General features: G+C 64.0%; 15 protein-coding genes. 5 read left to right on the forward strand and 10 right to left on the reverse strand.

Annotated features, from left to right (window positions below):
* Window positions 1–7: 7 nt before the first annotated feature.
* Window positions 8–658, reverse strand: coding sequence for an HAD-IA family hydrolase (locus tag ACL9RJ_RS06545; RefSeq protein WP_017125165.1), 651 nt, complete (start codon window positions 656–658; stop codon window positions 8–10).
* 167 nt (window positions 659–825) lie between these two features.
* Complete coding sequence (locus tag ACL9RJ_RS06550; RefSeq protein WP_017125166.1) at window positions 826–1,668, reverse strand: oxidoreductase; 843 nt, start codon at window positions 1,666–1,668, stop codon at window positions 826–828.
* 134 nt (window positions 1,669–1,802) lie between these two features.
* Here ACL9RJ_RS06550 and ACL9RJ_RS06555 point away from each other — a divergent pair, with 134 nt between their 5' ends.
* Entirely contained in the window at window positions 1,803–2,753 is a 951-nt protein-coding gene (locus ACL9RJ_RS06555) for a LysR family transcriptional regulator (RefSeq protein ID WP_017125167.1), read from the forward strand.
* 131 nt (window positions 2,754–2,884) lie between these two features.
* Window positions 2,885–3,661, forward strand: a complete 777-nt coding sequence (locus tag ACL9RJ_RS06560) for an alpha/beta hydrolase (RefSeq protein ID WP_017125168.1) — start codon at window positions 2,885–2,887, stop codon at window positions 3,659–3,661.
* A gap of 17 nt (window positions 3,662–3,678) precedes the next feature.
* Here ACL9RJ_RS06560 and ACL9RJ_RS06565 read toward each other — a convergent pair whose 3' ends face one another.
* Complete coding sequence (locus ACL9RJ_RS06565) at window positions 3,679–3,963, reverse strand: hypothetical protein (protein WP_017125169.1); 285 nt, start codon at window positions 3,961–3,963, stop codon at window positions 3,679–3,681.
* A 170-nt stretch (window positions 3,964–4,133) separates the two neighbouring features.
* On the opposite strand from ACL9RJ_RS06565, the gene ACL9RJ_RS06570 reads away from it, so the two are divergent.
* Both ACL9RJ_RS06570 and ACL9RJ_RS06575 read left to right on the forward strand, forming a co-directional pair.
* Window positions 4,134–4,337 (forward strand): hypothetical protein, encoded by a 204-nt coding sequence (locus ACL9RJ_RS06570; RefSeq protein ID WP_017125170.1) that lies wholly within the window; start codon window positions 4,134–4,136, stop codon window positions 4,335–4,337.
* A 188-nt stretch (window positions 4,338–4,525) separates the two neighbouring features.
* On the forward strand, window positions 4,526–4,825 hold the full coding sequence (locus ACL9RJ_RS06575) for a putative quinol monooxygenase (RefSeq protein ID WP_017125171.1): 300 nt from the start codon (window positions 4,526–4,528) through the stop codon (window positions 4,823–4,825).
* 39 nt (window positions 4,826–4,864) lie between these two features.
* Here ACL9RJ_RS06575 and ACL9RJ_RS06580 read toward each other — a convergent pair whose 3' ends face one another.
* The 6 genes from ACL9RJ_RS06580 to ACL9RJ_RS06605 all read right to left on the reverse strand — a co-directional run bounded on the left by ACL9RJ_RS06580 (window position 4,865) and on the right by ACL9RJ_RS06605 (window position 11,425).
* Complete coding sequence (locus ACL9RJ_RS06580) at window positions 4,865–5,677, reverse strand: hypothetical protein (protein ID WP_177119146.1); 813 nt, start codon at window positions 5,675–5,677, stop codon at window positions 4,865–4,867.
* Window positions 5,678–5,688: 11 nt separating this feature from the next.
* The gene (locus tag ACL9RJ_RS06585; protein WP_017125173.1) at window positions 5,689–6,036 is read right to left on the reverse strand and encodes a DUF2493 domain-containing protein; all 348 of its coding nucleotides are present in this window, start codon (window positions 6,034–6,036) and stop codon (window positions 5,689–5,691) included.
* Window positions 6,024–7,772 (reverse strand): Na/Pi cotransporter family protein, encoded by a 1,749-nt coding sequence (locus ACL9RJ_RS06590; protein ID WP_177109112.1) that lies wholly within the window; start codon window positions 7,770–7,772, stop codon window positions 6,024–6,026. The genes ACL9RJ_RS06585 and ACL9RJ_RS06590 overlap by 13 nt, the downstream gene beginning before the upstream one ends.
* 24 nt (window positions 7,773–7,796) lie before the next feature.
* Window positions 7,797–8,012: a hypothetical protein gene (locus ACL9RJ_RS06595; protein ID WP_017125175.1), complete on the reverse strand. Its 216-nt coding sequence runs from the start codon at window positions 8,010–8,012 to the stop codon at window positions 7,797–7,799.
* Between the two features lie 110 nt (window positions 8,013–8,122).
* The gene (mgtA, locus tag ACL9RJ_RS06600) at window positions 8,123–10,837 is read right to left on the reverse strand and encodes a magnesium-translocating P-type ATPase (protein ID WP_422765056.1); all 2,715 of its coding nucleotides are present in this window, start codon (window positions 10,835–10,837) and stop codon (window positions 8,123–8,125) included.
* A 288-nt stretch (window positions 10,838–11,125) separates the two neighbouring features.
* Window positions 11,126–11,425 carry a hypothetical protein gene (locus ACL9RJ_RS06605; protein ID WP_177119144.1) on the reverse strand — a complete coding sequence of 100 codons (300 nt, stop codon included), beginning with the start codon at window positions 11,423–11,425 and terminating at the stop codon, window positions 11,126–11,128.
* Window positions 11,426–11,860: 435 nt separating this feature from the next.
* On the opposite strand from ACL9RJ_RS06605, the gene otnI reads away from it, so the two are divergent.
* Entirely contained in the window at window positions 11,861–12,646 is a 786-nt protein-coding gene (otnI, locus tag ACL9RJ_RS06610) for a 2-oxo-tetronate isomerase (protein ID WP_177119143.1), read from the forward strand.
* Here the strand turns inward: otnI and ACL9RJ_RS06615 are convergent.
* Window positions 12,643–13,050 carry a VOC family protein gene (locus tag ACL9RJ_RS06615; RefSeq protein ID WP_017125178.1) on the reverse strand — a complete coding sequence of 136 codons (408 nt, stop codon included), beginning with the start codon at window positions 13,048–13,050 and terminating at the stop codon, window positions 12,643–12,645. The genes otnI and ACL9RJ_RS06615 overlap by 4 nt on opposite strands.
* Between the last annotated feature and the right edge of the window lie 19 nt (window positions 13,051–13,069).

Raw genomic sequence — 13,069 nt, forward strand, 5'->3', positions numbered from 1 at the left:
CGGCTGATCAGGCCTGGAGCAGAGCCAGGCCCTGGTCGTTGCTGTCGATCGTCACCCGGCGATAATCCTCAAGCGTCGGGTGCGGGGTTTGCAACGGGTGACCGTGGGTCGCACTGATGACCACCACCGGGATCCCGGCCGCTTCCGCGGCGCCGATGCCGGCCGGCGCATCTTCGAAAATCAGGCATTGCGCGGGGGCCACGCCCAGGCGTTGCGCGGCCAGCAGGTAGCCGTCCGGTGCCGGTTTACCACGGCTCACGTCTTCGGCGCTGATCACCAGGTCGGGCAGGGCGATGCCGGCGGCGGCCATGCGGCTCTCGGCCAGGGCGCGCGGAGCCGAGGTCACCACGGCCCAGCGGTGCGGCGGCAGGGCCTTGAGAAAAGCCAGCGCGCCGTCGATGGCGACCACGCCTTCGACGTCGTCGATCTCGGCCTGGGAGATGGCAGCGGCTTCGCGCTCGGCGTCGACTCCCGGCAGGTTCTGGCGGCGCACGGTGTCGATGCTGCGCACGCCATGGATGGTCGGCAGGAACGCCTCGACATCCAGGCCGTGACGCCTTGCCCAGTTGCTCCAGACGCGCTCGGCGGCGGCGATCGAGTTGAGCAATGTCCCGTCCATATCGAACAGAAACGCCGCGAAGCGCTGACCTTCAAACATGCCGTGTCCCCCTTCGGGTAAAGAGGCCATGCTAGCACGGGAGATGGATGATCGTTCCCACGGTCCCCGTGGGAATGTCTCTCCGGACGCTCTGCGTCCGCTGTTGTCACGCGGAGCGTCACGGGCTGCATTCCCACGCGGGGCGGGGAAACGGTCACGGATGGATATCAGTCGAAGTGGGTGCTCAGCGAGAGCGCTTCCCACTGCTTGATTTCCGCCAGATGAGCTTCGAGCTTGGCCCTGACGAACTGCACCGCATCCTGCCCGAGCAGCAGGTGTACCGGTGGCTCGGCGGACTCGACCACGGCCATCATTGCCAGCGCCGCCTTGGCCGGATCGCCGACCTGGTTGCCGCTGCGTTGCCGGCGGGTTTCGCGCAGGGCATCGAAGGATGCGTCGTAGTCGGCGATGCTGCGTTCGGCGCGAACCATCGAGCGGCCGGCCCAGTCGGTACGGAACGCTCCCGGCTCGATGGCGGTGACAAAGATGCCGAATGGCCTGACTTCCTTGCCCAGTGCTTCGGAGATACCTTCCAGGGCGAATTTGCTGCCGTGGTAGTAACCCAGGCCGGGGAAGGTGGTGATGCCGCCCATGGAGGTGACGTTGAGGATATGCCCGCGACGGCGCTCGCGCATGAACGGCAGCACCGCCTTGGTCACCGCCACCGCACCGAACACATTGACTTCGAATTGCTGGCGCAGGTCTTCCAGCGGCGACTCTTCGACCGGCCCTTCATGGCCATAGCCGGCGTTGTTTACCAGTACGTCGATCGCGCCGATCCGCGCTTCGATATCCGCCACCACCGCCGGCACGACGGCCGTGTCGGTGACGTCCAGCAACTGCCCGAACGACAGGCCCGGACGGCTGTTTTCAAAGGCCAGGCGCGCCGCTTCGTTGCGCAGGGTGCCCACCACCCGATGGCCGGCGGCGAGCAACGCTTCGGCCAGGGCCTTGCCGAAACCCGAGCTGACGCCCGTGATAAACCAGGTTTTTTGCGTGAACTGAGTCATGGTGCATCCTCCAGGGAACAGACCTGCAGTTCACCCCATCGACACTCTTCAGACAATCCACTCAATACTGGCAGGGCTATTAAGTCAGGGTTCATAATAAGCGCCGATGTCGACTATTCAATGAGGAAGGTGCCATGCGTCAGGATCAACTCGATGGGCTGGTGACCTTTGTCCATGTGGCCGAACTTTCCAGTTTCACGGCGGCGGCGACCCGCCTCGGAGTCAGTCCGTCGGCGGTCAGCCAGGTCATTCGCAATCTGGAGCAGCGCCTGGGCATCGCCTTGTTCAATCGCACCACCCGCAGCGTGGCCCTGAGCGAGGCGGGCGTGCGCTTCCTGGAGCGGGTGATGCCGGCGGTCAGGGAACTCAGCGCGGCCGCCGAGGAACTGGGTGACAGCAGCGGCCAGCCCTCGGGACTGTTGCGGTTGAATGTGCCACGGTCGGCCTACCTGACAGTATTGCAGCCGATCCTCAAGGGCTTTCTCGATGCCTATCCGGAGATCGACCTGGAGATCAGCCTGGAAAACTCCCTGGTGGATATCGTGCGCCAGGGTTATGACTGCGGTATCCGGTTTGGCGGGCATGTCGAGCAGGACATGGTGGCCGTGAGGATCGGTCCGCCGCTGGCGGTGCATGTGGTGGCGTCGCCGACCTATCTGGAGCAGCACGGTATTCCCCTGCATCCGCGGGAGCTGGTCGGGCACCCATGTTTCGGTTTCCGCCCGTCCGGCAGCGGTGTGGTTGAGCGCTGGGCCTTCGGCAAGGACGGCGAAAACCTGCAGATCGCCGTCAATGGCCGGCTGATCGTCAATGATTCCGGCGTGCTGGTGCAGTCGGCGCTGGACGGCCAGGGCATCGCCTACATGGTCAACGGCTATATCGAGCCGTTCCTGGCCGACGGTCGCCTGGTTCGGCTGCTGGCGGACTGGAGCCCGACGCTGCCCAGCTACACCCTGTACTATCCGGATCGCCGCCAGGGCACCCGCAAGCTGCGGGCGCTGATCGATTATCTGAAAGCGGTGGACTGGACACAGACCCAGGGTTGCAGCGCTCTGCTGCGGACCGATGCACGCCCGGCAGGCTGAATCCGGGTTATTTTTCAGGGGGCACTGGAATAAACCCGGCGCTCGTTCGTCGGACTCGGGCAAACCACTTTGACACAGCAGGAACGTCGCTCAGGCGCCCTGAAACCCGATCCCCTTGCGAGATGAGCCCGATGAAACTTTCCAAAGCCCGTTCCCTGTTTGCCGCCGCATCCCTGGCTTTCCTGGCCGCCGGCACTGCCAGCGCCGCCCCGGCCGCGCCGATCCACAATATCGTGCTGGTGCACGGGGCTTTCGTTACCGGCGCCGGTTGGAAACCGGTCTACGACATCCTGGTCAAGGACGGTTACCACGTATCGATCGCCCAGCATCCCCTGACCGGTTTCAGCGATGACGTGACCGCGGTCAAGCGCATTCTGGCGATGCAGGACGGCCCGACCATCCTGGTCGGCCACAGCTATGGCGGTGCGGTGATTTCCGATGCCGGTACCGATGAGCATGTGGCGGGCCTGGTCTATATCGCCGCCCACGCCCTGGATATCGGTGAGACCGAGGCCGCCAACGGCAAGCTCTATCCCAACGCCACCAAGGCGGTGAAGAAGACCGCGGATGGTTTCCTCTACCTCGATCCGGCGTTCTACCCGGCCGATTTCGCCGCTGACCTGCCCAAGGCCCAGGCCGAGTTCGAAGCCAATGCCCAGGCGCTGACTTCAGCGTCGGTGTTCACCACCGCCGCCACCTCGGCTGCCTGGAAAACCAAGCCGAGCTGGTACGCGGTAGCCAAGTCGGACCGGATCATCAACCCGGACCTGGAGCGCATGTACGCCAAGCGCGCCAACAGTCACACCATTGAAATCGCCGGTGCCAGCCATGCGGTCTACGAGTCGCATCCGAAGGAAGTGGCCGCCCTGATCGAGCAGGCGGCCAAGCATGCCCTGGACGCCAAATAGGTCGGTTGCCGGGCGGGCTAGACGAAAGCCTGTCCGGTAAACCCGCGAGGCAGGCGCTGACGACCGGGCAGGGCGGTCAGGCGCTGGACCCAGGCCGCGCGCCAGTCGTTGGCGGTGTGCTGGGTCTTGGCCTTGCGCGCCGCCCGGCGCGCGGCGTTGCGCTGGTCCTTGCGGGTGGCCTTGAAGGCGTCGGTATTGCGGCAACTGCGGCATTTCACGCGGGCCAGTTCGGTGCTGGACAGCAGATTGTCGCCGTGGCGACCGCAGGCCAGATGCCCGTCGGTCTTGAAGTGGGTAATCATGGTTATTCTCCTCGGGACCGCCAGGGGCCCCTGTAAACGGTGGACGTGCACACCCGGCAGATCGTTCAATTCATTTACCTGGCTGTCGCCCCGGCGGCAGGTCGTTCGCGTTTTGCCTACACTGGAGATTCAACGCCCGGACGGTCCGGGCATCCTGATGCGAGGTGCGTATGGATACCCAGCCTGCTTCCCTGGTCGAGCCGTTTGCGCGGTGGCCCTTCAGTGCCATGCCCTGGCGCGAGGTGCCCGTGCCGCAGGAGGACGAACTCGGCGAAGACGACACCCCCGATGAACCCCCGCCGCAAACCTGGAAGCACCCCGACGATGGCAAGGAGATGCCGGAGCGCGACCGGGAAACACCGCTGAAACCCTGAATTCGCCGGGGCCTGCCGCTGCCCGTCCATGTGATGGGCAGCGCTGTTCCGGGGGGCTGCCTGCCCCGACCTGATCCGTGCGCAGTAGCGATCCAGAGCCTTTCGCCCTTGCTGACCGACGGCAGAGGGATCATGATCGCGGTCCCGATAGCCTTCGCCGTTCAAGGCCACTTTCAGGTAGAAAACCGATGAATCATGAAATTCGTGTCGTTGCCATTCTTCAAGCCAAGCCGGGCAAGGCCCGCGAACTGGAAGCCGCGCTGAAGGCCGTCGTGGTGCCCTCGCGCGCCGAACCCGGTTGCCGTGAATACGTCCTGCATGTCGACCAGGAAAATGCCGAGCGTTTCGTTTTCGTCGAGCGCTGGACCAATATGGCCGCGATCGAACACCATCGCGATACCAAGCACTACAAGGCCCTGGGTGCTGCAGTGGCCGACCTGGTTCTGAGCCGGCAAGTCCTGCTGATGGACGAGGTTCCAGGGCAGTAACGCCGGCATGCAGGGAGGCCTCCCTGCCTCCCTGTGATCTCAGAACCGCAAGGTCGCGCCAGTGGTGAACCACTGGTCGCGATCACCGTTCAGGTGCCGCCCGACCACCAGGTCGATATCGAGCTTCTCGCCGAGATGCAGGCGCGGTCCGGCCTGCCAACCCTGGTCACCATGCTGCTGCCCGAAACGCTCGGCCAGCAGCGTCAGTGAACGAGCTACGTCATATTCCACGCCGGTCCCCCAGGTCAGGGCGTGATTCTGTTCGCCATCGTCGTAGGCCTGGGTCCAGCCGCCGCTGACGGTCAGGCGTAGCGGGTCGATAGGCTGGTAGGTCAGCGGCACGTTCAGGTCGACGCCGTCGAAAGCGTGTCGACGGGCTGTGGCGAAGTGCAGCGCTGCCGACAGCGCGGCTTCCAGGCCAAGGTCGGTCCGGCTGAGCAGGGCGGTCTTGAGGTGCGGGCTGAGCAGTGTCTGGTGCTGGCCGTCGTCGCGACTGCGATTGATATCGGCACCCAGTTGCAGTCCGGGCAGGCTGTTGGGCGTGCAGTCCTGGGACAGCACGGTTTCCCCGCTCGATGCGTGGTGCCGGCCGCTCTTGTACCAGGTGTCGATATTGCATTCGCCAGGGGCGTTGATGCCGCCGTCGTCGACCACATAGGAGCCACCCGCGGCCTGGGCCTTGGAGTAGATCGACAGCAGCGCGAAAGTGCCGAGGGTCGCACCGACGAACAGCAGGGTGCGGCGCAGGGTGCGTTGCCGGGCGCGGGGCAGCGCCTGATAGAGGGACGTGTATTGGCCGGTGCGGGGCGGGCGCCCGCTCGGCGTGTCGCGGCGAGCGTTGTGCTTTTGCATGGGAGGCTCCTTCAATCGTCGATGGGCAGGGTTTCAATGCCGATGGCCCGGGCTTGTGCCACCAGCTCTTCGGTGTCGTTGCCGCCGGGAAAGGCGAGCACCAGGTCCGGCTCGCTGTCGAGCAGCATGAACTGGTTGCGGCGGCGCTCGGCCTGCTTGCCATAGAGCTGCCAGTTGGAGGGGTAGCGCACGAGATGGGTACCGGTTTCCCGGGCCCAGTCCTCGATAGTGCTGCCCAGGTACTGGTTGCCGCCGTGGATCAATACCTCGATCCGGCGCACCTGCTGGTAGGCCTCCAGGACCTTGCGGCAACGGGTGGCGTTCATGTAGTAGCGCCCGGCGCAGATCAGGACGCGCATGGGTAGTCATCCTTGTCGCGCGGGCGGCGCAGGTCGTGGTGCACCTCGTCGCCGCCGATCCCGTCGTGACGCAGCAGTGCCGGCGCGGGATTCTCCGCCGGCTCGTTCAGGCCTGGAATGTGTTCTCCCGCGCGCTCCAGCACCGGATAGGCGAGTGCGGCGATGTGATGATGGACGCGGCGGTAGTCGCGCAGCACCCGCTGGAAAATGTCCCCGGATTCGGCCCAGGCGCTTTTGTCGGCACTCAGTTTGCGGAAGTGTTCGCGGCTGGCATTGGCCTCCAGCCGGCGGATCGAAGCCTTGCGCGCCACCAGTTGGTGAGCGGTGGTGGTGTCCTCGCGCAGGAACACGGTAATGGCCAGGTTCAGGCTTTCCAGCAACTCGTCGTGCAGCGGATAGATATGCCCCAGCTCGAATTTCGAGAAGGCTTCGCCACGTCGCCGCCGCCGGGCCGCCAGTTGCGCCAGGCTGCTGGAGAGAATGTCGCCGGCGTGCTCCAGGTTGATCACGAACATGAGGATTTCCTGGGCGCGGTCGGCGTCTTCGTCGCTCAGGCCGTCCTGGCCGATATCCGCCAGGTAGGCGCGGATGGCGGCGCTCAGCAGGTCCAGCGACTGGTCCAGTTGGCGAATCTGCTCGGCCGTGACCTCCATGGGCGCCTCGAACAGTTTCAGCACCCGTTCGAGCATCACCGAGAGCATGTCGGCCAGGCGCAAGGCTTCGCGTACGGCGTTCGACAGACCGATATTGGCGACCTCCAGGCCGGCTTCATCGAGGTAGTGCGGCATGCCCGGATCGGCGGGTTGTTCGGGGGCGGGCAGCAGTCGGGTCAGGACCGCGGCCATCCGTTCCACGAGGCCGATAAAACCCACCGCCAGCAACCCGTTGAAGGCGATGTGCAGGTACACCACCTGATGGCCGGGCGTAACGCTTGAAGCGGCCAGGGCACTGCCCAGCCACGAGGCGAACGGCAATACCAGCAGCGCGCCGAACAGCCGCACGGCGAGGTTGCCCAGGGGCAGGCGACGGGCGATCTGGGTGCTGGCGCTCAGCACCGGCGGCAGCGCACCGCCGATGTTCACGCCCAGCACCAGGGCCAGGGTGGTCACCGGCGACATCAGGCCGGTGCCGGCCAGCGAAGCGATCAACAGGATCACCGCGACGCTGGAATGGCAGATCCAGGTCAGCAGGGCGGCGACCAGCAGGGCGATCAGGATATCGCCCTGCAGGCCCTGCATCACCGCGTGGAACACCGGGGTGCTTTCCATCTGCCCGAGGACCGCAGCCAGCAGGCTCAGGGCCAGCAGCATCAGGCCGAGGCCGATCAGCGCGCAGCCGATGCTTTCGTAGCGCGAGTCATCCCGCAGGCGGAATACCACGAAGCCGACCAGCAGGACGATGGGAATCGCCATCGAGGTATTGAAGCTCAGCAACTGCACGACCAGGGTCGAGCCGATATTGGCGCCGAGCATGACCGCCAGGGCCGGCGCCAGGCTCAGGGTGCCGGTGGCGGTAAACGAGGTGGCCATCAGGCTGACAGCGGTGCTGCTTTGCAGGATGGCGGTGATGCCGATGCCCGAGAGCAGGGCTTTCCAGCGCTTGTCCAGGTTGCGTCCCAGGCCATTGCGCAGTTGGGTGCCGAAGCCGCGCAGCAGGGCCGTGGAGATCATGTGGGTGCCCCACAGCAACAAGGCGATGGCGCCGGCGAGATTGATCAACAGAGTGGTTCCAGACATGAGGATTCTCCCAGTGCTGGTTTTTTACTTTCTGGGTGGGCGCAACAACCTCACCGAGGCGCGACTGATGGCGCTGGAAAATTCCAGCAGGTAGCGCATCTCGATACTGGTCAGCGTCCCGCGCACGTAGAGCTTTACGGTGATCCGCCTGACGACCTTGGCCGCCTTGGTCAGGCACAGCACCGACAGCGCCCGGTAGCTGTAGTCGAAGTGGGCGAACAGCTGTTTGAGGGTTTCCATGATGGGCTCCGGATTGGCGTCGACGGTGGGAGCCGGGCTTGCCCGCGAAGAGGCCCGCGAGGTCATCGATGACCTCGCGGACAAGCACCGCTCAGGTTTTCAGGACTCCATCAGAACCACTGCTTGAAGCGGCGGATGTAGAAGGTCTTCATGGTCTGGGCCACCACGCAGTACGCCAGCAGGGTGCCCACCAGCCATGGGAAGTAGGCCATCGGCAACGGCACCAGGCCGACCAGCGTGCCCAGTTGCGAGAACGGCAGGTAGATACCGATGGCCACCGCCAGGCAGGTCATGACGATGATCGGCAGTGCCGCGGTGCTCTGGAAGAACGGGATCTTCTGGGTCCGCAGCATGTGCACCACCAGCGTCTGCGAGAGCAGACCCTCGATAAACCAGCCGGACTGGAACAGTGCCTGCATTTCCACGCTGTTGGCGGCGAACACGTACCACATCAGGGCAAAGGTGGTGATGTCGAAGATCGACGAGGTCGGCCCGATCCACAGCATGAAGCGGCCGATATTCTTCGCATCCCACTTGCGCGGCTTGCGCAGGAACTCCTTGTCCATCTTGTCCCAGGGCAGGGCCAGTTGGGAGATGTCGTAGATCAGGTTCTGCAGCAGCAGGTGGATCGACAGCATCGGCAGGAACGGGATGAAGGCACTGGCCACCAGCACCGAGAACACGTTGCCGAAGTTGGAGCTGGCGGTCATGTTCAGGTACTTCATGATATTGCCGAAGGTTTCGCGGCCCTTGAGCACGCCTTCTTCCAGCACCATCAGGCTCTTTTCCAGGAGGATGATGTCGGCCGATTCCTTGGCGATATCGGTGCCGCTGTCCACCGAGATACCGACGTCGGCATCGCGCAGGGCCGGGGCGTCGTTGATGCCGTCGCCGAGGAAGCCGACGGTGTGGCCGTTGGATTGCAGGGCCTTGAGCACCCGCGACTTCTGCAACGGAGTCAGCTTGGCGAACACGGTGCGTTCCTCGACCCGCAGTTTCAGGATCTCGTCGTCCATGTGCTCGATGTCCTGGCCCAGCAACGGCAGGCCCGGCTCCAGTCCGACCTCGCGGCAGATCTTGCAGGTGACGACCGCGTTGTCGCCGGTCAGGACCTTGACGGCGACACCGATCTCGCGCAGGGCGGCAATCGCCGGGCCGGCGGTTTCCTTCGGCGGATCGAGGAAGGTCAGGAAGCCGCGGATCACCAGTTCGCGTTCATCCGCAGTCTTGTACTGGTCCTTGCTCTGGGGCTTGAGGATATCGCGGGTGGCGACCAGCAGGACGCGGAAACCGTCCTTGTTGTAGTCGTTGGCCAGGGCCAGCAGCTCCTTGCGGCGCTGCTCGTCGAGGGGCACCACGTCGTCGCCTGCCATCATATGGCTGGAGATGGCGAGCATTTCCTCGACCGCGCCCTTGCAGATCAGCAGGTGATCGCCACGGCTGTCCTTGACGATGATCGACAGGCGCCGACGGACGAAGTCGAACGGCAGCTCATCGACCTTGCTGTAGGCGAACGGCACCTGGAACTTCGGATCCTGCTCGGAGAAGCGCAGCACCGCCTGGTCCATCAGGTTCTTCATGCCGCTCTGGTGATGGCTGTTCAGCCAGGCCAGGCCGAGGACCGCGTCGTTGCGTTGCCCGTCGGTGCCGACATGGTGCTCGAGGATGATCTTGTCCTGGGTCAGGGTGCCGGTCTTGTCGGTGCACAGCACATCCATCGAGCCGAAGTTCTGGATCGCGTTCAGACGCTTGACCACCACCTTGCGCCGGGCCATGGCCATGGCGCCCTTGGCGAGGTTGGCGCTGACGATCATCGGCAGCATTTCCGGGGTCAGGCCGACAGCCACAGCCAGAGCAAAGAGCAGAGCATCGCCCCAGTCGCCCTTGGAAAAGCCGTTGAGCAGGAACACGATCGGCACCATCACCAGCATGAAGCGGATCAGCAGCCAGCTGACACTGTTCACGCCGCGGTCAAAGGCGGTCTGCACCCGCGAACCGACGATGGCCTTGGCCAGCGAACCGAAGTAGGTGCGCGGACCGGTGGCGACCACCACGGCCTTGGCCGTGCCGCTGACCACGTTGGTGCCCATGAAGCAGATATTCTGCAGGTCCAGCAGGTTGCTCTGGTCGGTGGGATTGGCGCCGACGGACTTCTGGGCGACATCGCCGAGGGTGTCGTACTTTTCCACGGGCAGGGCTTCGCCGGTGAGCACCGCCTGGCTGATGAACAGGTCACGGGATTCGATCAGGCGGATATCCGCCGGGATCATGTCGCCGGCCGACAGGTGGACGATATCGCCGGCCACCAGTTCGCGCATCGGCACTTCGCGCAATACCGGCTTGCTGCCCATCTGGTCACGGCGCAACACGCTGGCGGTGGTGCGGACCATGGCCTTGAGGGCTTCGGCGGACTTGGCCGAACGGTGTTCCTGCCAGAAGCGCAGGGTGCTGCTGAGGGTGACCATGGTCATGATGATGATGACCTTGGTCAGGTCGCCTTCTTCGCCGGCGCGTTCGGACAGCCAGAAGTCGGTGAAGAAGCTGATCCCGGCGAGGATCAGCAGGACGTAGATAAAGGGATTGTTCAGGGCCTGGAGGAACTGCACCACCGCGTGGGGCGGCTTGTCGTGGGCGACCTCGTTGTAGCCTTCGCGTTGCAGGCGGCCCGAGGCGTCCAGTTCGGTGAGGCCGTCGCGGGTGGCCTTGACGTTGCTCAGGGTGGTGGCCAGGCCATGCTGGGATTCGCGGGCGGCGCGCATCGACAGCCGGGCATCGTCCCTGCTGTTGTTCTGGCCGCGCCGTGGTGGAGTTTTTACGCTGTTCATGGTTATGCCCCTGTCACTTGTCCGCGACCAGGCATGGGGACGGCTCACCGGATCATGGGCGAGCGAATACCTGCCGAGTCGCGAGGGTGCGATCGATTCGAATTGAGTTCTGTCCGGATATTTAACGTTCGCTGCCCGCCCACGGAAAAACAACAGGCAGCGAACCGACTACTGGCTTCGTCCATAACAACTTTCTCTATATGTATTAATTGCCGGGCAATAGAAGTTCCGTGCACTTCAAAGTTTCGAAGTACAAGTTCGGAAGTTGTCCATGTCAGTGCCGGTCAATCAGGCGACACGGGCCTCGACATACAGGTTCAGGGTCTGGCCGGCGCGCTGTAGCAGCTGCGCGAGCCCCATACTCTGAGGGTCCTGGCTGTCGTCGAAGCTCCAGCGCTGTTGCAGCTGGCCGGTGGCCGGGCAGATGCGCCAGCCGATGGCCGCGCGCGGCGCAGCCTGGGCACTGGAGGAAGGGATGGCGAACAGGGCGCTGGCCCGCGGCGCGCGGGTGGGCTCGCGGGACAGCTTGACGCGCATGCTGGAGGCAAAGGCGCGAACGCCTGGCATTACAGAGGATTTGAAAGTCATAACACACCTCGCGACCGGACTGGCGCCGGCAGAGGCGAGTTACGTGGGAGCACTAAGCCCTGGCGCAGCTCACCCGACTGTGCGTCGAGTCCCGTCATTTTTTGGGTTAAGCGCCCGGTGAGCCGCGTTCGCGGTAACCGGACAGCGTCTAGATACTGTGTCCATTGGGTTCTTTTATGAGTTGAAAAAAGGCCTGAGCAGCAGGCAGGGGGAATTTACTCAGCGAGGTAGATTAAGTCAACCTCAAATGTGCTGTTTTGTTGTATTAAACTGAATGAACGCTGAAGTGAGTTGAATATTGAACTTCGAGTTGGTTGTTTGCAAAGTATGCCGGGGTTATTCGATACCTATCCATCAGTACCAACGCGACCAGTTGCCCGATCCGCCGGCTTTGTGTATTCCTGGCGCCTCCCCAGCCAAGATCGAGACCTGCCCATGCCCCGTTTCGCCGCCAACCTGAGCATGCTCTACCCGGAGCACGATTTCCTCGAGCGCTTTTCCGCCGCCGCGGCTGATGGCTTCGAGGCGGTGGAGTATCTGTTTCCCTACGACCACAGCCCGCAGGTGCTCAAGCAGCGTCTCGACGACAACGGCCTGGTCCAGGTCCTCTTCAATACCCCACCTGGCGATTGGGCGGCCGGCGAGCGCGGCACCGCATCCTTGCCGGGGCGCGAACAGGAATTCCGCGAAGGTTTTTCCCGCGCCCTGGAATACGCCGCCATTCTGGGTAACAGGCATCTGCATGTAATGGCCGGCCTGTTGCCTGCCGGAGCGAGCCGCGAGCGGCATCACGCGACCTATCTGGAGAATCTTGCCCATGCCGCGGCAGAGGCGGCCAAGGTTGGTGTCACCGTGCTGCTGGAGCCGATCAACACTCGCGATATGCCGGGTTTTTTCCTCAACCGCCAGGACCAGGCCCATGCTGTCCGCGAGGCCATCGGTGCAGCCAACCTGCAGGTCCAGTTCGATTGCTACCACTGCCAGATCGTCGAAGGCGACCTGGCGACCACCTTGCGTCGCGACCTGGCCCATATCGGCCATATCCAGATCGCCGGGGTACCGGATCGCCATGAGCCGGACCAGGGCGAGGTGAACTACCCGTGGCTGTTCGAATTGCTCGACCGCCTGGGCTACAGCGGCTGGATCGGCTGCGAGTACCGGCCGCGTGGCAATACCTCGGCCGGACTGCAATGGCTGCGGGACTGGCAAGCCCGAGGTTAATCCGCGGTGCCCGGCAGCGGATCATGGCAGCAGACGCACAGTTTGTTGCCGTCGGGGTCGCGAAAGTAGGCACCGTAGTAGTTGGCGTGATAGTGCGGGCGCAAGCCGGGCGCGCCTTCACAACTGCCGCCATGTTCCAGGGCCAGTTGATGGCAGCGGTCCACCGCTTCGCGACTGGGCGCCAGCAGGCCAAGCATCTGGCCGTTGCCGGGACTGGCCGCTTCGCCATCGAAGGGCACGCCGATAATCAGCAACGGGCGTGGCGCGTCTGGCCTGACCCAGCCTGCCCAGGGCTTGTCTGCATCGCTGAAGCGCAGCTTGAGGCCCAGTGTCTCCATCAAGGGTTGATAGAAACCGAAGGCCCGGTCGAAATCGGTAATGCCCAGGTAGACGTGTGAAAGCATTCGGCAAGACTCCAGGTGA

The sequence above is a fragment of the Pseudomonas sp. Mn2068 genome, from assembly GCF_049319725.1.
GTDB lineage: Bacteria > Pseudomonadota > Gammaproteobacteria > Pseudomonadales > Pseudomonadaceae > Aquipseudomonas > Aquipseudomonas gingeri.